Raw genomic sequence first — 16,571 nt, 5'->3', positions numbered from 1 at the left:
CTCCGCCGTCGATGCGGGTGCTGGGCCGGGAGCCCTGGGTTTCCTAGCCGCCCAGCACCCCATCGAGGAAGTCGAGCGCCTCGGTCACGAGGGGTTCCATGTCCACGCCGATCCAGACGTGGTTCGCGCCCGGAACGGCGTGGAAGGTGACGGGAGCGCCCGCGGCGCGCATGCGCTCGTGCAGGAGCACGCTCTGCCCGATGGGCACGAGTCCGTCGGCATCACCGTGCACCAGGAGGAAGGGCGGGGCGGAGGCCGTGACGTGGTTCACGGGAGAGAAGTCCAGCTCGGCCGCCGCCCGGTCTGCCACTCCCGCGAGCACGACGTCGATCGGTTCCTCGCCGTGCCAGGCACCCTCGGCATCGGCGTGGGGGTCGGCATCCGGGAGGGCCGCCTCGGCGAAGGCGGGCATGGTCGCCACGTCGCTGACGCCGTACCAGTCAACGACGGCCGACACGGCGCTGTCGCCGTCGGCAACACCGACCGAGCCCTCCAGATCCGGCCGGCCAGACACCAGACCGACGAGGGCGGCGAGATGCCCACCGGCCGATTCCCCCCAAACGGCGAACCGTGTCGGGTCGATGCCGAGCTCCCCCGCAAAATGCCGGAGGTAGCGCACGGCGGCCTTGGCGTCGTGCAGCTGGGCCGGGAACGACGCCTCCCTGGCATGCCGATAGTCGATCGTCGCGACGGCATAGCCGCGCGCGATGAGCCCGTCGAACACGATCCCCTCCGGCCAGATGTCGGGGAAGTAGCGCCGGTCGCCACTCAGCCAGGCCCCGCCGTGGATCCAGATGACGCAGGGAACCGGGCCGGGGCGATCCGTCGGAACGTACAGGTCAAGGCCCAACTCGCGATACCCCTCCAGCAGCGCGTAGCTCAAGCCGAGATGGGCGCTCGTTCCGGCGGGCACCGGCGAACGGCCGGCGGAGACCGGCGGGCGGAACGACGGGAAGACGTAGCCGGTGTCGGGAATGGTGATGATGCTCATGCGTCGTCCTCTTCGATTCGGTGGGTGGCGAAGGTGCTGATCGTGCCGCCGCGTTCTGCGGCCGAGAAACCGATGACGCGGCCGGTGAATCCACCGGCGACCTCGGTGGAGACGTACCGACCGTCCAGGCTCGCCAGCTCGGCGAAGACGCCGGCCCGCACCACGCCGAGGCGCAGGATGTCTGGGCCGCTGCGCACACCGATACCCGCCGGGGCGTCGTCGGCCCGGATGGCGAGGATGACGCCCTCCGCGGGCCGCTCCGCCTGCCCGAGCGGGATGTCGAGGCCGCCGATGCGGGCTGAGGCACGGATGCAGCCGGCGTCCGTCTCAACCCGCACCAGGTGGGCCGCGTCGAGTCGCAGCACGAGGGCGGCGTCGCCGGCGGTGATGGTGAGCTCGGCCTGCCAGCGGGTGTCGCGGGTGCGCACGCCGAGGAACCCGTCGGGCGCCTCGCGGAGCGGCGGCACCGTCACTCCGCCGCCCACGCCCCGCGTGAGGAACGCCCCGGCCGGGCCGCCGGGCGATATCCAGCGCGGGTCCGGCTCCGCGGCCTCGAATAGATCGACGAAGTCCGTGACGCCGGGCGGGACCAGATAGCGCGACTCGTCGACGACGGGCCAGTCCTCGGCCCAGTCGATGCTGGCCAGGAACGTCTCCCGACCGTTCACGTGGAAGCCCGGGGTCATGCCGCGCGGGCGCACACCGAGGTAGACCATCGCCCAGTCCCCGTTCGGCAGCTCGACGAGGTCGGCGTGGCCGGTGTTCTGTACGGGGTGATCGGTGCTGCGGTGGGAAAGGATCGGATTGGCCGGGTTCGACTCGAACGGCCCGTCGATGGAACGCGAGCGGGCGATCGACACGGCGTGGCCGCGCTCTGTGCCGCCCTCGGCGATGAGCAGGTACCACCAGTCGCCGCGCCGGTAGAGGTGCGGCCCCTCTGCGTGCGCCAGCCCGGTGCCGGCCCAGAGCGGCCTCGGCTCGGAGAGCAGAGCTCCGGATGCCGGGTCCAGCCGCGCCTGCACGATCTCGCTGCCCTGTGGCGAGTACCGCGTCCAGCTCAGGTGGCAGGCGCCGTTTTCATCCCAGGCGAGGTCGGGGTCGATGCCGACCGTGCCCGTTGTGAACACCGGTTCGGACCACGGGCCGCGCGGATCGCTGGCCGTGACGATCAGGTGCCCCTCGGCAACGCGGTCGATCTGGGTGGTGATCATCCAGAAGAGGCCGTCGTGGAAGCGCAGGGTCGGTGCGAAGATGCCGCCGGATTCCGCGGTCAGCGGCAGCTGGGACGGCCGGTCGAGCACATTGCCGATCTGGGTCCAGTTCAGCAGGTCGGTGCTGTGGAAGATCGGCACGCCGGGGAAGTACTCAAAGCTCGAGGTGACGAGGTAGTAGTCGTCTCCGACGCGGCAGATCGAGGGGTCGGGGTGGAAGCCGGGCAGGATCGGCAGGCTCACCGTGCCTGCCGTTCGAGTTCGCGTGCCGCGTTGACGCGGGCGATGGCATCCGCCACCCGTTGCCCAACCGCACCCTGCAAGAAGAAGGAGACGTCGCCGAGGCTCGTGTCGGTGCGCCACTTCGTGCCCCGGTGGAAGGCCCGCGCCCGCCCGGCATCGACCGATTCGATGGCGTCGATGATGGCGGCGAATGCGTGCTCGTCATCGATGATCGTCGCCAGCGCGGTATCGGCGCCGAGCTCCCGCTCCACCGGTTCCGGTGCGGGGCCATCGCCGGTCAGCCGCCACTCGTGGCGCCCAGAGCCGACCTCGAACGGCGACAGCGAGCCGGGCAGCAGCACCTCGGCACGCGTGTTCGGTGGAACGATCGCGGTCACGATGAGTCCGGTCGGTGTGCGCTCCCAGCCGGATGCCGCCCGCCCGTAGGGGGTCTCGTGCTCGGTGCGGGCGTGCTGCAACTGGGCGACCGGCCGCGGCGCGATGCGCATCCGACGGTAGCCGGGCTCGACAGGCGAGAGCCCGCCGAGCTCGCGGTGCATCCAGTCGGCGACGGAGCCCAGTGAGTAGTGGTTGAAGCTGGTCATCTGGCCCGGGTTGATCGAGCCGTCCTCGAGCATGCTGTCCCAACGTTCCCAGACCGTCGTCGCCCCCATATTCACCTGGTAGAGCCAGGAGGGGCACCGCGTCTGGAACATGAGCCGAGCGGCAGCGTCGTGGTGCCCGGTGCTGCTCAGCGCGTCGGTGATCAGCGGCGTGCCCAGGAAGCCGGTGCTGATCAGGTAGCCGGAGGAGCGCACGAGTTCGGCGAGGCGATCGCCGAACTGCTGCCGTTGCGCGTCGTCCCTGGCCAGGCCGAACACGATCGCCAGGCCGTATGGTGTCGCGGAGTCTGAGACGAGCCGACCGGCGTCCGTCGCATACTCCCGCAGGAAGGCCGTGCGAACCCGGTCGGCGAGCGCCCGGTAGCGGGTGGCGTCCGCGGTGCGCCCGAGCACGGCTGCGGCCCTGGCCAGGATGTCGGAACTGCGCCAGAGATAGGCGGTCGCGACGATGTCCGGGTCGGCCTTCGCCTTCGCCGGGCTCTCTGGTGGGGCGTCCGGGTCGAGCCAGTCGCCGAATTGGAAGCCTCCCTCCCAGAGGTGGCGCTCGCCGGCGAGGGCCGCGATGGTGTCCACCCACGACGACATGCTCTGGTACTGCTCGGCGAGCACGCCGGCGTCGCCGAACCTCTCATAGAGCGCCCACGGCACGACGGTCGCCGCGTCGCCCCATCCGGCGGCGGCCGAGACCGCGGGGTCGTAGGAGGGCACGAAGAAGGGAACGACGCCGTGGGAGGCGCGCTGCTCGAGGGCGAGGTCCTCCAGCCAGGATGCGAGCATCGAGCGGCAGTCGTAGAGGTAACTGGCGGTCGGGCCGAAGACGCCGATGTCGCCCGTCCAGCCGAGGCGCTCGTTGCGTTGCGGGCAGTCAGTGGGTATGGAGAGGAAGTTGCCGCGCATGCCCCAGACCACATTCTCGTGGAAGCGGTCGAGGGTGGCATCGGAGCTCTCGAACCAGCCGGTGCGCTCCATGTCGGTGTGCAGCACGACGGCCACGACGTCGGCCGGGTCGAAGTCGCCTGGCCAGCCGCTCACCTCCGCGTAGCGGAATCCGTGAAAGGTGAACTCGGGCTGCCAGGTCTGTGCGCCCGTGCCGTCGAAGGTGAGGGAATCGGTGGCGCGCGCCTCACGCAGTGGGCGTGTGCCCAGTTCGCCGTTCTCCAGCACCTCGGCGTGCCGCAGCGTGAGCACGCCGCCGGCGGGGCCGTCGACCCGCACCCGCAGCACACCGACGAGGTTCTGGCCGAAGTCGAGGATCGTGGCGCCGCTCGGAGAGGTAATGACCCGCTGCACGGGGAGCTCCTCGATCGCGCGAACCGGCGGCTGGGTGCTCATCCGCGGCACGATCGTCTGGCCGTCCACGCGCACCGGGTTCCAGCCGAGTTCTGATTCGGATGCGGCCGATCGCCGGGAGTCGACGTGCTCTCCCCCGTAGATTCCGCTGACGCGGGTCGGCCCGTCCAGGCTGGCCTGCCAGGACTCGTCGGTGATGACGGCCTCGCTCTCGCCGTCGACGTAGTCGATGACCAGCTGCGCGGCGAACGCCGGCTGCTCGCCGTAGAAGGCCGTCGGCGGCCCGAACAGCCGCAGCCGCTCCGCGTACCAGCCGGCGGCCACCCGCACGCTCAGGGTGTTTTCGCCGGCCCGCAGGAGCGCGGTGACGTCGGTGGTCTCGTGGGTCAAGCGCTTGTCGTAGCTGGTCCAGCCGGGCTTCAGCACGTGGTCGTCCACGTCCACGCCGTTCACGGCCGCCTGGTAGACGCCGTGGCCCACCGCGTAGAGGGTGGCCCTGGCGATCGGGCCGCGCACGGTGACCGTGCGGCGGGCGAGAAACGGGGTGGCCGGCTCCGCGGCATCCGCCGCCCCGATCATCCGGGCGCGCCATTCGTCGACGCCGAGCTGCCCGCCGACGAGGGTGCGCGCTGCGCTCCACGGCGTCGTGGCGTCGTCGCTGCCGGTGACGCGCACCCGTACGGTGACCGCCTCGCGCGGGCGGATCGGGTCGAACGGCCAGTCGACGAGATGCGACTCCGAGCCGGAGAGCGTGAGCACGCTGACGTCCTCGCCGCGCGTCAGCTCCAGCTCGACGCTCTGCTGCGCCCACTCTCCGACGGCCGTCTGCACCGTCCACGAGAGGCGCGGGCGCTCGGCGCCCACGAAATCGCTGCCCGGGCTGCGATCGGCGTGCAGCGTGTCGATGGTGGTTGAGCTGGTGGGTGTCACGAATTCTCCTCGGCGGTGCGGGTTCAGACGTAGTGGCAGGCGGCCTGCGAGACCGGTGTCAGGCGCAGGGCTGGTCGTTCGGTGCGGCACAGCTCTGTCGCCATCGGGCAGCGCGCGGCAAACGGGCATCCGGTGTGCGAGGCCGAGGCGGCGGAGGATCCACTGACGAGCCGCGACTCCCGCAGCCGCCGGCGTTCGGCCTGCTCGATCGGGTTGGGCACGGGCGATGCGGCCAGCAGGGCCTGGGTGAATGGGTGCTGCGGTTGCCCCATCACGGCGGTCGTCTGGCCTTCCTCCATGACCTGCCCGCGGTAGAGCACGATGACGCGCTGTGCCAGCATGCGCACCACGGCCATGTCGTGGGCGATGAACAGGTAGCTGAGCCCGAGGTCATCCCGCAGATCGGCCAGCAGGTTGAGCACCTGGGCCTGGGTGGAGAGGTCGAGTGCGCTCACCGGCTCATCGCAGACCACGAGGCTGGGCCGGGTGATGAGCGCGCGGGCCACCGCGATGCGCTGGCGTTGGCCGCCGGAGAATTGCCGCGGCATCCGGTTGACGGCGTCGCGCGGAAGACCGACCTGCTCGAGCATCTCCTCTGCCCGCGCACGCGCCTCGTCCCGTCGTACCCCGCTCACCAGCAGCGGCTCGGAGAGCGAGTCACCGATCGACAGCCGTGGATTGAGCGAGGAGTACGGGTCTTGGAAGACCGCGCGCAGGCGGCTCGAGAGAACCCGTCGCCCCCTCGGCTTCAGCCCGTTGATCTGCTCGCCCTCGAAGCGGATGGTGCCGGAGGTGACCGGCTGCAGGCCGAGAATGGCCTTGCCGATGGTCGTCTTGCCCGAACCGGACTCACCGACCAGCCCGAGGGTCTCGCCGGGTGCGATCGAGAAGCTCACACCGTCCACCGCGGGGGCACCGCTCGGCCGACGGCTCGGACGGCCATAGCGGATTACGAGGTTCTCGACCTCGAGGACCGGGCGTTCTGCGGCATCCGTCGGTGACGTCTGCGGGGTGAGGAGGGTCATGCGTCGACCTGCGCTGTCGTCGGGGCGGGCTGTGCCGCCGGAGGTGCTTCGGAGGAGGGGCGCAGGAAGAGGTCCTCTGCGCGGATGCAGCGGGTGAGCCCTTGGCCCGTCGGCCGCCCGGTGAGCGGGACCGGCACGGAGCAGGCGGTCGTGGCGAAGTCGCACCGTTGCGCGAAGCGACACGAGGTGGGCCAGTCGCGCGGCTGCGGAACCTGCCCGGGAATCGACACGAGGCGCCCCGAGTTGTCGGCATGTTCGCGTGCATGCGGATCGGCGCCGAGCAGGGCCTGGGTGTATGGGTGCGCCGGGGCCAACAGCACGGATTCCACCGGCCCGGACTCGACGATCTGACCGGCGTACATCACGGCGACCTCGTCGCAGATGTCGGCGACGACGCCGAGGTCATGGGTGACCATCACCATGGTCATTCCCTCATCCGCGATGATCTGGCGCAGCAGGGAGAGGATCTCCGCCTGAACCGTGACGTCGAGCGAGGTGGTCGGCTCATCGGCGATGAGCAGCTGGGGCCGGCCGGCCAACGCCAGGGCGATGGCGACGCGCTGCGCCATCCCGCCCGAGATCTCGTGCGGGTACGAACGCAGAACCCGCGGCGCATCGACGATCCCGACCTGTTCGAGCAGCTCGGTGGCCACCGTTTTCGCCGCACGGGCAGAGACGCCGCGGAGGCGTTGCACCGCGCCTTGCAGCTGGGTGGCGATCGAGAACATCGGGTCGAGCGCCCGCATGGGTTCCTGCGCGATGAACGCGATCTCCCGTCCACGCACGCGGAACAGCTCGGCCTCGCTGAGGGCCGCGATGTCCGTGCCCTTCCACCAGATCGATCCGGATGTCGTCGACACGGCATCCGGCAGCAGGCCGATGAGCGAGAGCGACGTGAGGGTCTTGCCGCAGCCGGACTCCCCGACGAGCCCGAGCACCCGCCCGCTGCCGACCGCGAAGGAGACGTCGCTGACGAGGGTGGTCCCGTCATCCAGCCCGATGTGCAGGGACTGCACGACGAGGGCGGAATCGCTCGCGGGCGGCACGGCGACGGGGCGTGACACCGTGCCGTTGGCTGCTGCACGCCTCCGCGCCCGGGGGCGTGCCGGAGCCTTCTCGCGGGGCCCGGAGAGGGCGTCGCCGATCGAGTTCGCGGCGAGCACCGTGAGAATGAGCACGACGCCGGTCGGCACCATCAGCCACGGCGCGTCGTAGATGTGCGTGGAGGCATTCTGGATCATCCCGCCCCAGCTGGGGGCGGGAACGGGCGGGCCGAAGCCGATGAAGGCGAGCCCGGTCTGGATGGCGAGGCCGATGGAGAAGACCAGGGCGAACTGCACCATGATCGTCGTGGTCAGCCCCGGCAGCACGTGACGGACGCTCACCCGCGGCGTGGTGAGCCCGTCGACGAAGGCCGCATCGACATAGAGCTGGGATTGCAGCGACTTGGCCTGGCCGAGCAGCACACGGTACATGCCGGTGGCAATCAGCACGCCGAGGATGATCATGATGAGCGGCAGGTTCGTGCCGACGATTCCCACAACCGTCAGCATCACGATGATGACCGGGATCGACATCGCGATCTCGGTCACCCGGTTGATCAGCGTCTCGGTGCGCCCGCCGCGCGCGGCGGCCCACAACGCGAGCGGGATGGCCACGGAGAGGGCCACGACCGCGGCGAGCGCCGAGGTCGAGATCGCGTCGGCGCCCGCCGTGAAGATGCGGGTGAGCATGTCGCGACCGAGGTCGTCGGTGCCGAGCCAGTGCGCGGCACTCGGGCCGGCCAGCGGTGCACTGCCGGTCTGGTCGTTCGGCCCGTAGGGCGCCCAGAGCGAAGCCGTGAACGAGGCGATGACGACGAGCAGGAGCCAACTGATTCCGAAGATCGCCCCCGGCTTCGCCAGGGACTGTCGGATGGCGCGCCAGCGCGAGGGGCGCGCCGTGCGCGGTGGTGCGGTGGCGATGGCGACGGTCGAGTCGGGGTGACGGGTCATGAGGTCCTCAGCTTGGGGTCGAGGAATCGGTTGGAGAGCTCCAGGAGGAGGTTGACGATGACGACGACGATGGTCGTGGTCACGACGATTCCGAGCACGAGCGGCCCGTCGTTGGACGCCGCGGCGCCCTGGATGGACTGGCCGAGGCCCGGCATCGCGAAGATCTGCTCGATGATGACCGAGCCGCCGAACAGGGCGATGAACTGCAGGCCGATCCCCGCCACGATCGGCAGGCTGGCGTAGCGCAGGGCGTGCACGTACCGGATGCGCCATTCGGGCATCGCGGTCGCCCGCAGCGTGCGAACGTGGTCCTGCGTCAGTGCATCCAGCATCGATGCCCTGGTCTGGCGGGCGATGAAGGCCGCGCCGCCCAGAGCGAGGGTGGCAACGGGGAGGACCAGTGACTGCGCCCACAGCGCCGGGTCGTCCTCGAGTGGGACGAAGCCGGTGGCTGGGAGCCATCCCGTCTGCACCGAGAACAGGAAGACGAAGACGATGCCGATCCAGAACCCGGGGATGGCTGCTCCGAGGGCCGAGAATGCGTTGACGGCCTTCTCGACCAGTCCGCCGCGCACCGCGGCGATGACCCCGAGGGCGACGCCGAGAATGGCGCTCACCGCGGTGCCGAGGAGGGCGATGCTGAAGGTCACGGGCAGGCGTGCGGTGATGTCGGCGTTGATGTCGCGCCCGTCGATCAGGCTCACGCCGAAGTTGCCGCGCACGGCCTCGCCGAGCCAGGCCAGGTATTGCAGGGCGAGCGGATCGTTCCACCCGATCGAGGCGTTGTAGGCCGCGATCTCGTCCTCGCTCGCCCCGATGCCGAGCACGATCGTTCCCGGGCTGCCGGGCATGAGTCGGACGAGCAGGAACGCGACGACGGAGACAACGAGGATCGTCAGCATGCCGAAGAGAAGGCGTTGTGTGATGAAGCGGGCCATGGCGCCTCCAGGGCGTGGTCGTGGGTTGGTGCGAGGGGTGGCGGCTGTTGCCGGCCGCCACCCCCGTCGAACTACTTGGCTGTTTCCACCGGGGTGAACGAGGAGAGCAGCGGGATGCTGTCGGTTCCGGCGAAGGTCACCGGGTTCAGCTTCGTCGGGTTGTAGCCGATGTTCAGCAGTGGCTCGTAGAGCGGGTAGAGCCAGCCGGACTCGACCAGGCGCGCGTTGAGCGCCTGCAGCGCCTCGTCACGGCCGTCGTCGGTCTGGGCGCCGGCGAGTGCCCCCGTTGCCGCGCGCAGCTGCTCGTCGTCGCCGCCCTGCGTGTTGGCGAATCCGAAGAGCACTCCGTACATCAGGCCGACGGTGTTCGACCAGTCCAGCGGGATGTATCCCATGGCCGTGGTCTTGACCGCGTCGAAGGCCTCCTGCGTGGATGCCGCCGGGCGCACGTTCATCACGATGCCGGCCTCGGCCAGATCCTTCTGAATGAGTTCGAGGTCCGCCTGGCTGTCGGGGCTGGAGAGCATCTCGAAGGAGAACCCGTTGGGGTAGCCTGCCTCGGCCAGGAGCGCCTTCGCCTTCGGCACATCGCGCTGCCAGGCCGCGTCGACCTCTTCCGACCACCCGGCGGAGGCGGACGGCAGGGCGTTGCGCTGCGGGGTGTCACCGACGTGCAGCAGCTCGACGAGGCGGTCGCGGTCGATGGAGAGCTGTATGGCCTGACGCACGCGCTCATCGGCCATCTCGGGAACGGAGGTGCCGGTCTTGTCGAACTGGATCAGCGAGACGGTGGTTCCACCGATCTGGGAGACGCCCATCTTCTTGGACTCCAGCAGCTCCACCGTCGAGGACTTCATGACGCCGGCATCCACCTGACCGGAGATCAGGGCATTCGCCCGTGCCTGCGGGTCGTTGATCGGGCGGAACACCACGGTGTCGAAGGGGTAGTCTGCTGCCTCGGTGCTGGCGTCGTTGCGCACGAACGTGTAGGTGCTGGCCTTCACCGTCTTCGCGGTGTCGAGCACGTAGGGTCCGGACCCGATGGGCGCCTTCTTCAGCAGCGTTGCATCGTCGATCGCGGTCTGACCGACGATCATTCCCGCCACGTTGGCCAGCGACTGCACGACGGCGAACTGGGGTGCGGCAAAGGTGATGACGACCGTCGAGGCATCCGGGGCCTCGACGGAGAGCATCTCGGCGTCGCCGCCCGGCGCGAAGCCGCTGTAGGCCACGAGCGCGGGATCGGAGCGGCGTTCGAGGTTCGCCAGGACGAGGGCGGCGCTGAGCTTGCTGCCGTCGCTGAAGGTCACACCGTCCGCCAACGTCAGCGTCAGAACGGTGCCATCCTCATTGAACTCCCATTCGGATGCCAGGCCGGCGCCGACCGTGCCATCCGGCTGGAGGCTGAGCAGCGAGTTGTACGCGGCAGACATCATCTGTCGCTGACCGGCCGAGTAGGCGAGCGGATCGAAGCCGCTCGGCGCCATGTCTGCCTCTTGTGCGATCGTCAGCGTGCTGGAGCTGGCGGCAGTGCCGGCCCCACCCGCTGCGCTGCACCCGGCGAGGGCAACGACGAGTGTTCCCGTGACGGCGACAGCCGCCGCCCGTCGCACCCAGTCGAAAGTTGATTTGTTCACGTTCGGCCTCCATCTACGCTGATTGATTGCACTGACTGCTTGTTGGTGTGCTTCTAATGCCTGCATTGGCATTGGTGCTGTGAGACGTTTCAGCGGGCGCCGGAGCGCCATCGCTCGGCCTACTGTGCGTCGAACCCCGACCCCGAATCCAAGACAATTCCATTGATTGGACATATCGGGCCGGTTCAGTCAGGATCAGCGACATGGACATGCCCGCCGAAGTGCAGCCACCCGGCCCTGCCCCCGCCCGCGGCAAACGCCCGCCCCGCGGTGAGCCCGTGATCGATCGAACCCTCTCGCTGCTGAACTGTTTCAGCGATGGCCGGCGCGAGCTCAGCCTCGGCGAGCTCTCGGCGCTCTCCGGCATCCCGCTCTCCTCGACGCTCAGGCTGGCCCAGGGCCTGCTCAAGTGGGGCGCCCTCGAACGGCTGCCGAGCGGCGAGTTCGTGGTCGGCGTCCGACTCTGGGAGGTGGCCTCACTCGCGCCGCGCGGGCACGGCGTGCGCGAGATTGCGCTGCCCTTCCTGGAGGACCTCTACGAGGTGAGCCGCCACCATGTGCTGTTGGCTGTGCTGGACGGGCGGGAGGCGATCCTGATCGAGCGGCTCTCCTCGCGACGCGCGCCAGCAGTGGCCTACCGACTGGGCGGCCGGCTGCCGCTGCGGAGCACCGCGGTCGGCCGCGTGCTGCTGGCCGCTCAGCCGGCGCCCTCGCGCGAGGAGACCCTCGCCCTCCCGCTCGACCAGGACTTCCGGGTCGAGGATCTCGGCTCCATCGAGTCGCTGCGCCTCGAGTTGAAGGACGTCGCCCGCCTCGGCTACTCCGTCGTGCGGCGCACCCAGCCCTCGCACACCATCTCATTGGCGGCGCCGGTGTTCGGCGCCAATCGCGCGGTGGCCGCGGCGGTGTCGATCCTGGCCCCGGACGGGGCGTTCACCCCGGAGGTGGCGCTGCCCGCGCTGCGTGCGACGGCTCGGTCGATCTCCCGCGCGCTCGGCTACCACCCGCCCGGCATCGACGGCATCCGCTCGCAGCCGGACCGCGAGGGCCGCTGAGCCCACCCCCGCCTTCCAATCAGTGGAAGTGCGCTGCCGAGTGCGAGCCCGGCTCGGGAACAATGAAGGCTGCTGCCCTCTCTGCTGGGGGCGCACACACGACTCAATGAGGAGACACCGATGGCATCCACCCTGCTCGAGCCCGGCGCACACGTCCCGATCGCGAACGCGCTCCCCGGGGCGCAGCTGCCGTACGTCATGGCCGCAGGGCACGGCGAGCGGTTCCTGCTCAACGGGCAGCTGCTCACGGTGATCGCTCGCCCCGTCGACACCGGCGACCTGTTCGGTGCCGCCTACCTCTCCGGCGGGCGCGGGGCAGAGCTGCCCGCGACCACGGATGCCGCGGAGCACCGCACCGTCATCGTCTTCGACGGCCTCGTGCAGGTCTGGCTCGGCTCCGAGACGAGCGTGCTCTCCCCCGGCGACGAGGTCGTCATCCCGGCCGGCACGCCCTTCGCCTACCGGATGCTCGCCGGCGAGAACCGGCTGCTGCTCTGGTCCTCGCCCGGGCACTCGCTCGAGCTGCTCAGCCGCCTCGGCACTCCGACGGCCTCGCACGTGCGCCCGGCCAGGGCCGAGCGGCTCGTCTCGCTCGACGAGTTCCGCGCCGTCGGCGAGGAGTTCGGCGTCGACGTCACCGCGGCGCCGCTCTTCGACGCAGCCCGCCAGCCGGCAGCCGGCTCCCGCCACGCCGGCCTGCCGCGCGAGGAGGAGGCGTTCTTCCTGAGTGCCGGCGAGGGCGAGCGCTACCTCGGCGCCGACGAGATGCACAGCTACATGTCCCGCGGGGCGAACACCGGCGGGCGCTACTTCGCGGTGGAGTCCAGCGGTGCCCGCTCCGGCTACATCCCGCTGCACTTCCACCGGGAGCACACCGAGAACTTCATCTGCCTCGACGGCCGCGTGCGCCTGCACGTGAACGGGCGGGAGGTGCTGCTCAGCAAGGGCGACTTCGTGCACGCGCCGGCGGGCACGATCCACTCCTACGCCTACGAAACCGCCTACGCGCGGATGGTCGGCGTGCTCGCCCCCTCGATCTTCGAGCCGTTCTTCGAGTACGTCTTCAGCCCCACCGAGGAGTCGATCTACACGGAGGGCGGCGTGCCCGGCTTCATCGGCCCCGGCTTCGGCCGCGCCCAGGCCGAGCTCGACCTGGTCGTCGTCGGGCCGCCGCCGGAGCGAGTCGCCGGGCTCGACATCTAGGCCCCTGCCGGCTCCGGGCCGGCCGACAGCGACGAACGCCGCTGCGGAATCCGCAGCGGCGTTCGTCGTTGGTCACAAAGCGGCGGCCGCGACGGAGTAGCTGTGGGTGCCTGCGCCGACCCCGCTCACGCGCGAGCCGTCCGGCAGCCGGATCTCGGCGGTGACGCCGGCGGGGATCGTCGCGGTGAGCCGGAACGAGCCGCCCTCGATCTGCCACTCGGCGCCCACGGTACCGCGCCGGGTCTGCACGCTCGCCGCGGCCGCGCTCAGGCCGCCGCCCGGCTGTGGGGCGATGACGACGGCGCCGTACGCCTCCGCGCCCGGCTCAGGGCTCTCGGCCAGGCGGATGCCGGCGACGTGCGTGTAGAGGAAAGAGGCGACGGCCCCCTTGCTGTAGTGATTGAGGGAACCGCGCACCCCGCTCGGGGTCACGCCGTCCCACCACTCCCACATCGTGGTGGCCCCCTGGTCGATCATGCCGAGCCAGGACGGGATGTCGCGGGCGAAGAGCAGCTCGTAGGCGAGATCGAGGTGGCCGGCATCCGCCAGGGTGGGCAGCAGCAGGCCGGTCGCGAGGAATCCGGTGCCGAGCCGGGTGCCGTTCTGGCGGATCAGGGCGGCCAGCCGGTCAGCGACGGGCTGCCGGCGATCCTCTGGCACGAGGCCGAAGGCGAGCGCGCGCACATAGTGGCCCTGCGCCTCCTCGCTGAGGGTGTTGTCCGCGGCCAGGTACTCGGCGCACCAGGCCGCGCGCACGTTCGCGGCAAGCTCTCCGTAGCGCTCGGCGCTGGCCGGCCGGCCGACGGCGGCCTCCGCCAGTGCGAGGGTCTTGGCCGATCGATGCAGGAACGCGGTCGCGACGATGCCGTGGTCGACGGTGGGGTCCGGCGCCGGCGGGGTGTCTGGCTCCAGCCACTCGCCGAAGTGGAAGCCGGTGTCCCAGAGGTAGCGCTCGTGCGGCTGCTCGAGTGGCCGTGCTGCGGCCCGCTCCGGATGCCGGCCGGCGGCGGCCGAGCGGGCGGCGTAGTCGACCCAGGCCCGCATCGACGGCAGCGCGCACGCGAGTGCGGCCCGGTCGCCGTAGGCGCGCCACATCGACCACGGCACGAGCACCGCGGCATCCCCCCACCCGGCCGAGCCGGCGGCCATGTCCTCGAAGGCGCTGCCGGACGGCCCGTTGCCGGCCGGATTGGGCACCACAGTCGGCACCCGGCCGTCGGCCCACTGGTCGGCGGCCAGGTCACTCGACCAGCTCTCGCTGAACGCTGCGACGTCGTAGAGCAGGGCGGCGGTGTCGGCGAAGACCTGCCAGTCGCCGGTGAACCCGGAGCGCTCCCGCTGCGGGCAGTCGGTCGGCACCGCGCAGGCGTTGCCGCGGAAGCTCCAGTCGACGACGTCGTGCAGGGCGTTCAGCAGCGGGTCGCTGGCGGCGAACGATCCCGTGCGCGCCAGCTCGCTGTGCACGACGACGGCCAGGATGTCGTCGGCGCCGATCGGTCCGGCGGCCCCCTCGATCTGCACGTAGCGGAATCCGTGGGTCGTGTGCCGGGGCTCGAAGGTGTCACCGGCCCGGCCGGCCGAAATGACCTCGTCGACCTGACCGGCCGGCAGCACCGCGCGGGTGGCGAAGTCGAAGGCCTGGATGTTCTCCACGAGCAGCAGGCCGGCGTCGTCCAGGGCCTCGCCGTGGCGGAGCACCGTGCGGGTGCCGGCCGGGCCGAGCTCGTGCAGGCGCACCCAGCCGTTGATGTTCTGCCCGAAGTCGACGACGGTGATGCCCTCGCCCGGCGTGCTGATCCGTGCCGGGCGCAGCTCCTGGATGCGGCGCACCGCCGGGGCCCCGGCCGGGACGAGCCGGGTGCGGTCGGCGCAGAGCGGGTCGGTCGAGAGCACCGCGCTGTGCGGCTGGCCCTGTGCCGCCAGCCCCTCCAGGCGCAGGTCGACGGCCTGCCCGTCCATCAGGTCGGCGCGGGTGATGTGGCTCGGGCGGGACTCCCAGTCGTCGCCGGTCACCAGCAGCGGTCGGGCGGCGCCAGCGCTCGGCTCCAGCAGCACCGCGGCGAGGAACGCCGTGGCGGTTCCGAAGCCGTCCGCGCGCCGCACGAAGCCGTGCCGGCCGCGGAACCAGCCGTCGGAGAGCAGCGCGCTGATGGTGTTCTCACCGGGCTGCAGCAGCGCCGTGATCTCCCAGCGCTGCACCTGGAGCCGGCTGCGGTAAGAACTGAAGCCGGGCGAGAGCTCCTCGTCGCCGACGCGGACGCCATTGACGAAGAGCTCGTAGATGCCGTGCGCGGTCGCGTAGACCACGGCTTCGGCGCCGGTCTCGGCGCCCTCTGCCCGGTGTGTGGCAGCGCCGTCCCAGTGGAAACGGCCCGCCAGCTCGTGGGCCGGCCGTTGCCCGGCCGGGTGCGGCACGGGCTCGTACGGCGAGATCCACTGCGCGGATGCCAGGGCGGCGGTCAGGGCATCCGCGCTGCTCACCGTGCTCATGCCTCATCCGCGGTGGTCGTGTTCGTGGTGGTCGTGTTCATGGTGGTGGCGGCGCCGCCGAGGTTCTCGCGGAAGAAGCGCTCGATGACCGCGAACGAGGCCGAAGCCGGCCAGGCCCGGCCGCCCGTGCTGCGCAGCTCGGCGGTGGCCGAGGGGTCGGCCTCGAGCCGGCCGGAGTCCAGACGGGGGCCGGGTGCCACCTCGTCGAGGCCGGCCGGGTTGAGGAAGCCGTGGCCGAAGCCGTCGATCAGGTACAGGGTGGCGTCGCGCCCGCCAGCGGCGAGCGCCTCGTAGAGCGCGATGCTCTGGCTGGCTGGCACCAGGTCGTCTGCGGCGCCGTGCATGATGAGGAACGGCGGGGCGCTCGACACCTCGGTGCGTGCCGGGCTTGCGAGGATTGCCAGCTCGCGCCGCTCGACGGGCGAGCCGCCAAGCAGGCCGGCCGTCGGCGGGTTGTCCTGGTCGGGCGCGAGCAGGTCGCCGGCGCCGTAGCCGTCCATGACCGCCTGCACCGCGGCGCTGGCCGTGCCCTCCGGCTCGCCAAGGATCGCCGCGGCGGCGCCGTGCAGTCCGGCCAGCGCGGCGAGGTGCCCGCCGGCCGAGGATCCCCAGAGCCCGATGGAGTCGGCCAGGATGCCGTGCTCTGCCGCGTTCTCACGCACCCAGCGGATGCCGGCGCGCACGTCCAGGAGCTGCCGCGGGAAGACGGCGTCGCCGGAGAGCGTGTAGTCGATGCTGATCATGACGAAGCCGGAACGGGCGAAGTACCGGGCGAAGTCGGGCCGCCAGCTGCGGTCGCCCATCCGCCAGGCCCCGCCGTGCAGCCAGATGATCGCCGGCAGGGATCGGTCGTCGGCGGGGCGCACGATGTCCAGGAGCAATCCGGGGGCGAACTCGATGCCCGGCTGCTCGCGCAGGGCCTGGCCGTCGTTGTGCGGGGCGCTGACAGTCTCCGGTGCCAT

The 16,571-nt window shown here is 71.0% G+C and carries 11 protein-coding genes; 2 read left to right on the top strand and 9 right to left on the bottom strand.

From position 1 onward, the window contains the following. Positions 1-43: 43 nt before the first annotated feature. The 7 genes from AWU67_RS00635 to AWU67_RS00605 all read right to left on the bottom strand — a co-directional run bounded on the left by AWU67_RS00635 (position 44) and on the right by AWU67_RS00605 (position 10,861). Entirely contained in the window at positions 44-991 is a 948-nt protein-coding gene (locus tag AWU67_RS00635; RefSeq protein WP_067225519.1) for an alpha/beta hydrolase, read from the bottom strand. Further along, positions 988-2,445 carry a glycoside hydrolase family 43 protein gene (locus tag AWU67_RS00630; protein ID WP_067225517.1) on the bottom strand — a complete coding sequence of 486 codons (1,458 nt, stop codon included), beginning with the start codon at positions 2,443-2,445 and terminating at the stop codon, positions 988-990. The genes AWU67_RS00635 and AWU67_RS00630 overlap by 4 nt, the downstream gene beginning before the upstream one ends. Beyond that, a complete protein-coding gene (locus AWU67_RS00625) occupies positions 2,442-5,267 on the bottom strand; it encodes an alpha-L-rhamnosidase (RefSeq protein WP_199922324.1) in 2,826 nt (941 codons plus the stop codon). Before AWU67_RS00625 ends, AWU67_RS00630 begins: the two co-directional genes overlap by 4 nt. A gap of 23 nt (positions 5,268-5,290) precedes the next feature. Beyond that, on the bottom strand, positions 5,291-6,292 hold the full coding sequence (locus tag AWU67_RS00620; protein ID WP_067225516.1) for an oligopeptide/dipeptide ABC transporter ATP-binding protein: 1,002 nt from the start codon (positions 6,290-6,292) through the stop codon (positions 5,291-5,293). Then, positions 6,289-8,286 carry a dipeptide/oligopeptide/nickel ABC transporter permease/ATP-binding protein gene (locus AWU67_RS00615; protein ID WP_067225514.1) on the bottom strand — a complete coding sequence of 666 codons (1,998 nt, stop codon included), beginning with the start codon at positions 8,284-8,286 and terminating at the stop codon, positions 6,289-6,291. The genes AWU67_RS00620 and AWU67_RS00615 overlap by 4 nt, the downstream gene beginning before the upstream one ends. After that, positions 8,283-9,224 (bottom strand): ABC transporter permease, encoded by a 942-nt coding sequence (locus AWU67_RS00610; RefSeq protein WP_067225512.1) that lies wholly within the window; start codon positions 9,222-9,224, stop codon positions 8,283-8,285. Before AWU67_RS00610 ends, AWU67_RS00615 begins: the two co-directional genes overlap by 4 nt. A gap of 71 nt (positions 9,225-9,295) precedes the next feature. Further along, complete coding sequence (locus AWU67_RS00605) at positions 9,296-10,861, bottom strand: ABC transporter substrate-binding protein (protein ID WP_234407306.1); 1,566 nt, start codon at positions 10,859-10,861, stop codon at positions 9,296-9,298. A gap of 203 nt (positions 10,862-11,064) precedes the next feature. On the opposite strand from AWU67_RS00605, the gene AWU67_RS00600 reads away from it, so the two are divergent. Continuing rightward, entirely contained in the window at positions 11,065-11,916 is an 852-nt protein-coding gene (locus AWU67_RS00600) for an IclR family transcriptional regulator (RefSeq protein ID WP_082716675.1), read from the top strand. A gap of 120 nt (positions 11,917-12,036) precedes the next feature. Further along, the gene (locus AWU67_RS00595; protein ID WP_067225510.1) at positions 12,037-13,119 is read left to right on the top strand and encodes a quercetin 2,3-dioxygenase; all 1,083 of its coding nucleotides are present in this window, start codon (positions 12,037-12,039) and stop codon (positions 13,117-13,119) included. 72 nt (positions 13,120-13,191) lie between these two features. Here the strand turns inward: AWU67_RS00595 and AWU67_RS00590 are convergent, their stop codons facing one another. Further along, on the bottom strand, positions 13,192-15,609 hold the full coding sequence (locus tag AWU67_RS00590; protein WP_067225508.1) for an alpha-L-rhamnosidase: 2,418 nt from the start codon (positions 15,607-15,609) through the stop codon (positions 13,192-13,194). Then, the gene (locus tag AWU67_RS00585) at positions 15,606-16,571 is read right to left on the bottom strand and encodes an alpha/beta hydrolase fold domain-containing protein (protein ID WP_082716674.1); all 966 of its coding nucleotides are present in this window, start codon (positions 16,569-16,571) and stop codon (positions 15,606-15,608) included. Before AWU67_RS00585 ends, AWU67_RS00590 begins: the two co-directional genes overlap by 4 nt.

Source organism: Microterricola viridarii (genome assembly GCF_001542775.1).
Taxonomy (GTDB): Bacteria; Actinomycetota; Actinomycetes; order Actinomycetales; family Microbacteriaceae; genus Microterricola; species Microterricola viridarii_A.
This window is presented reverse-complemented; position numbering and strand designations above follow the sequence as displayed.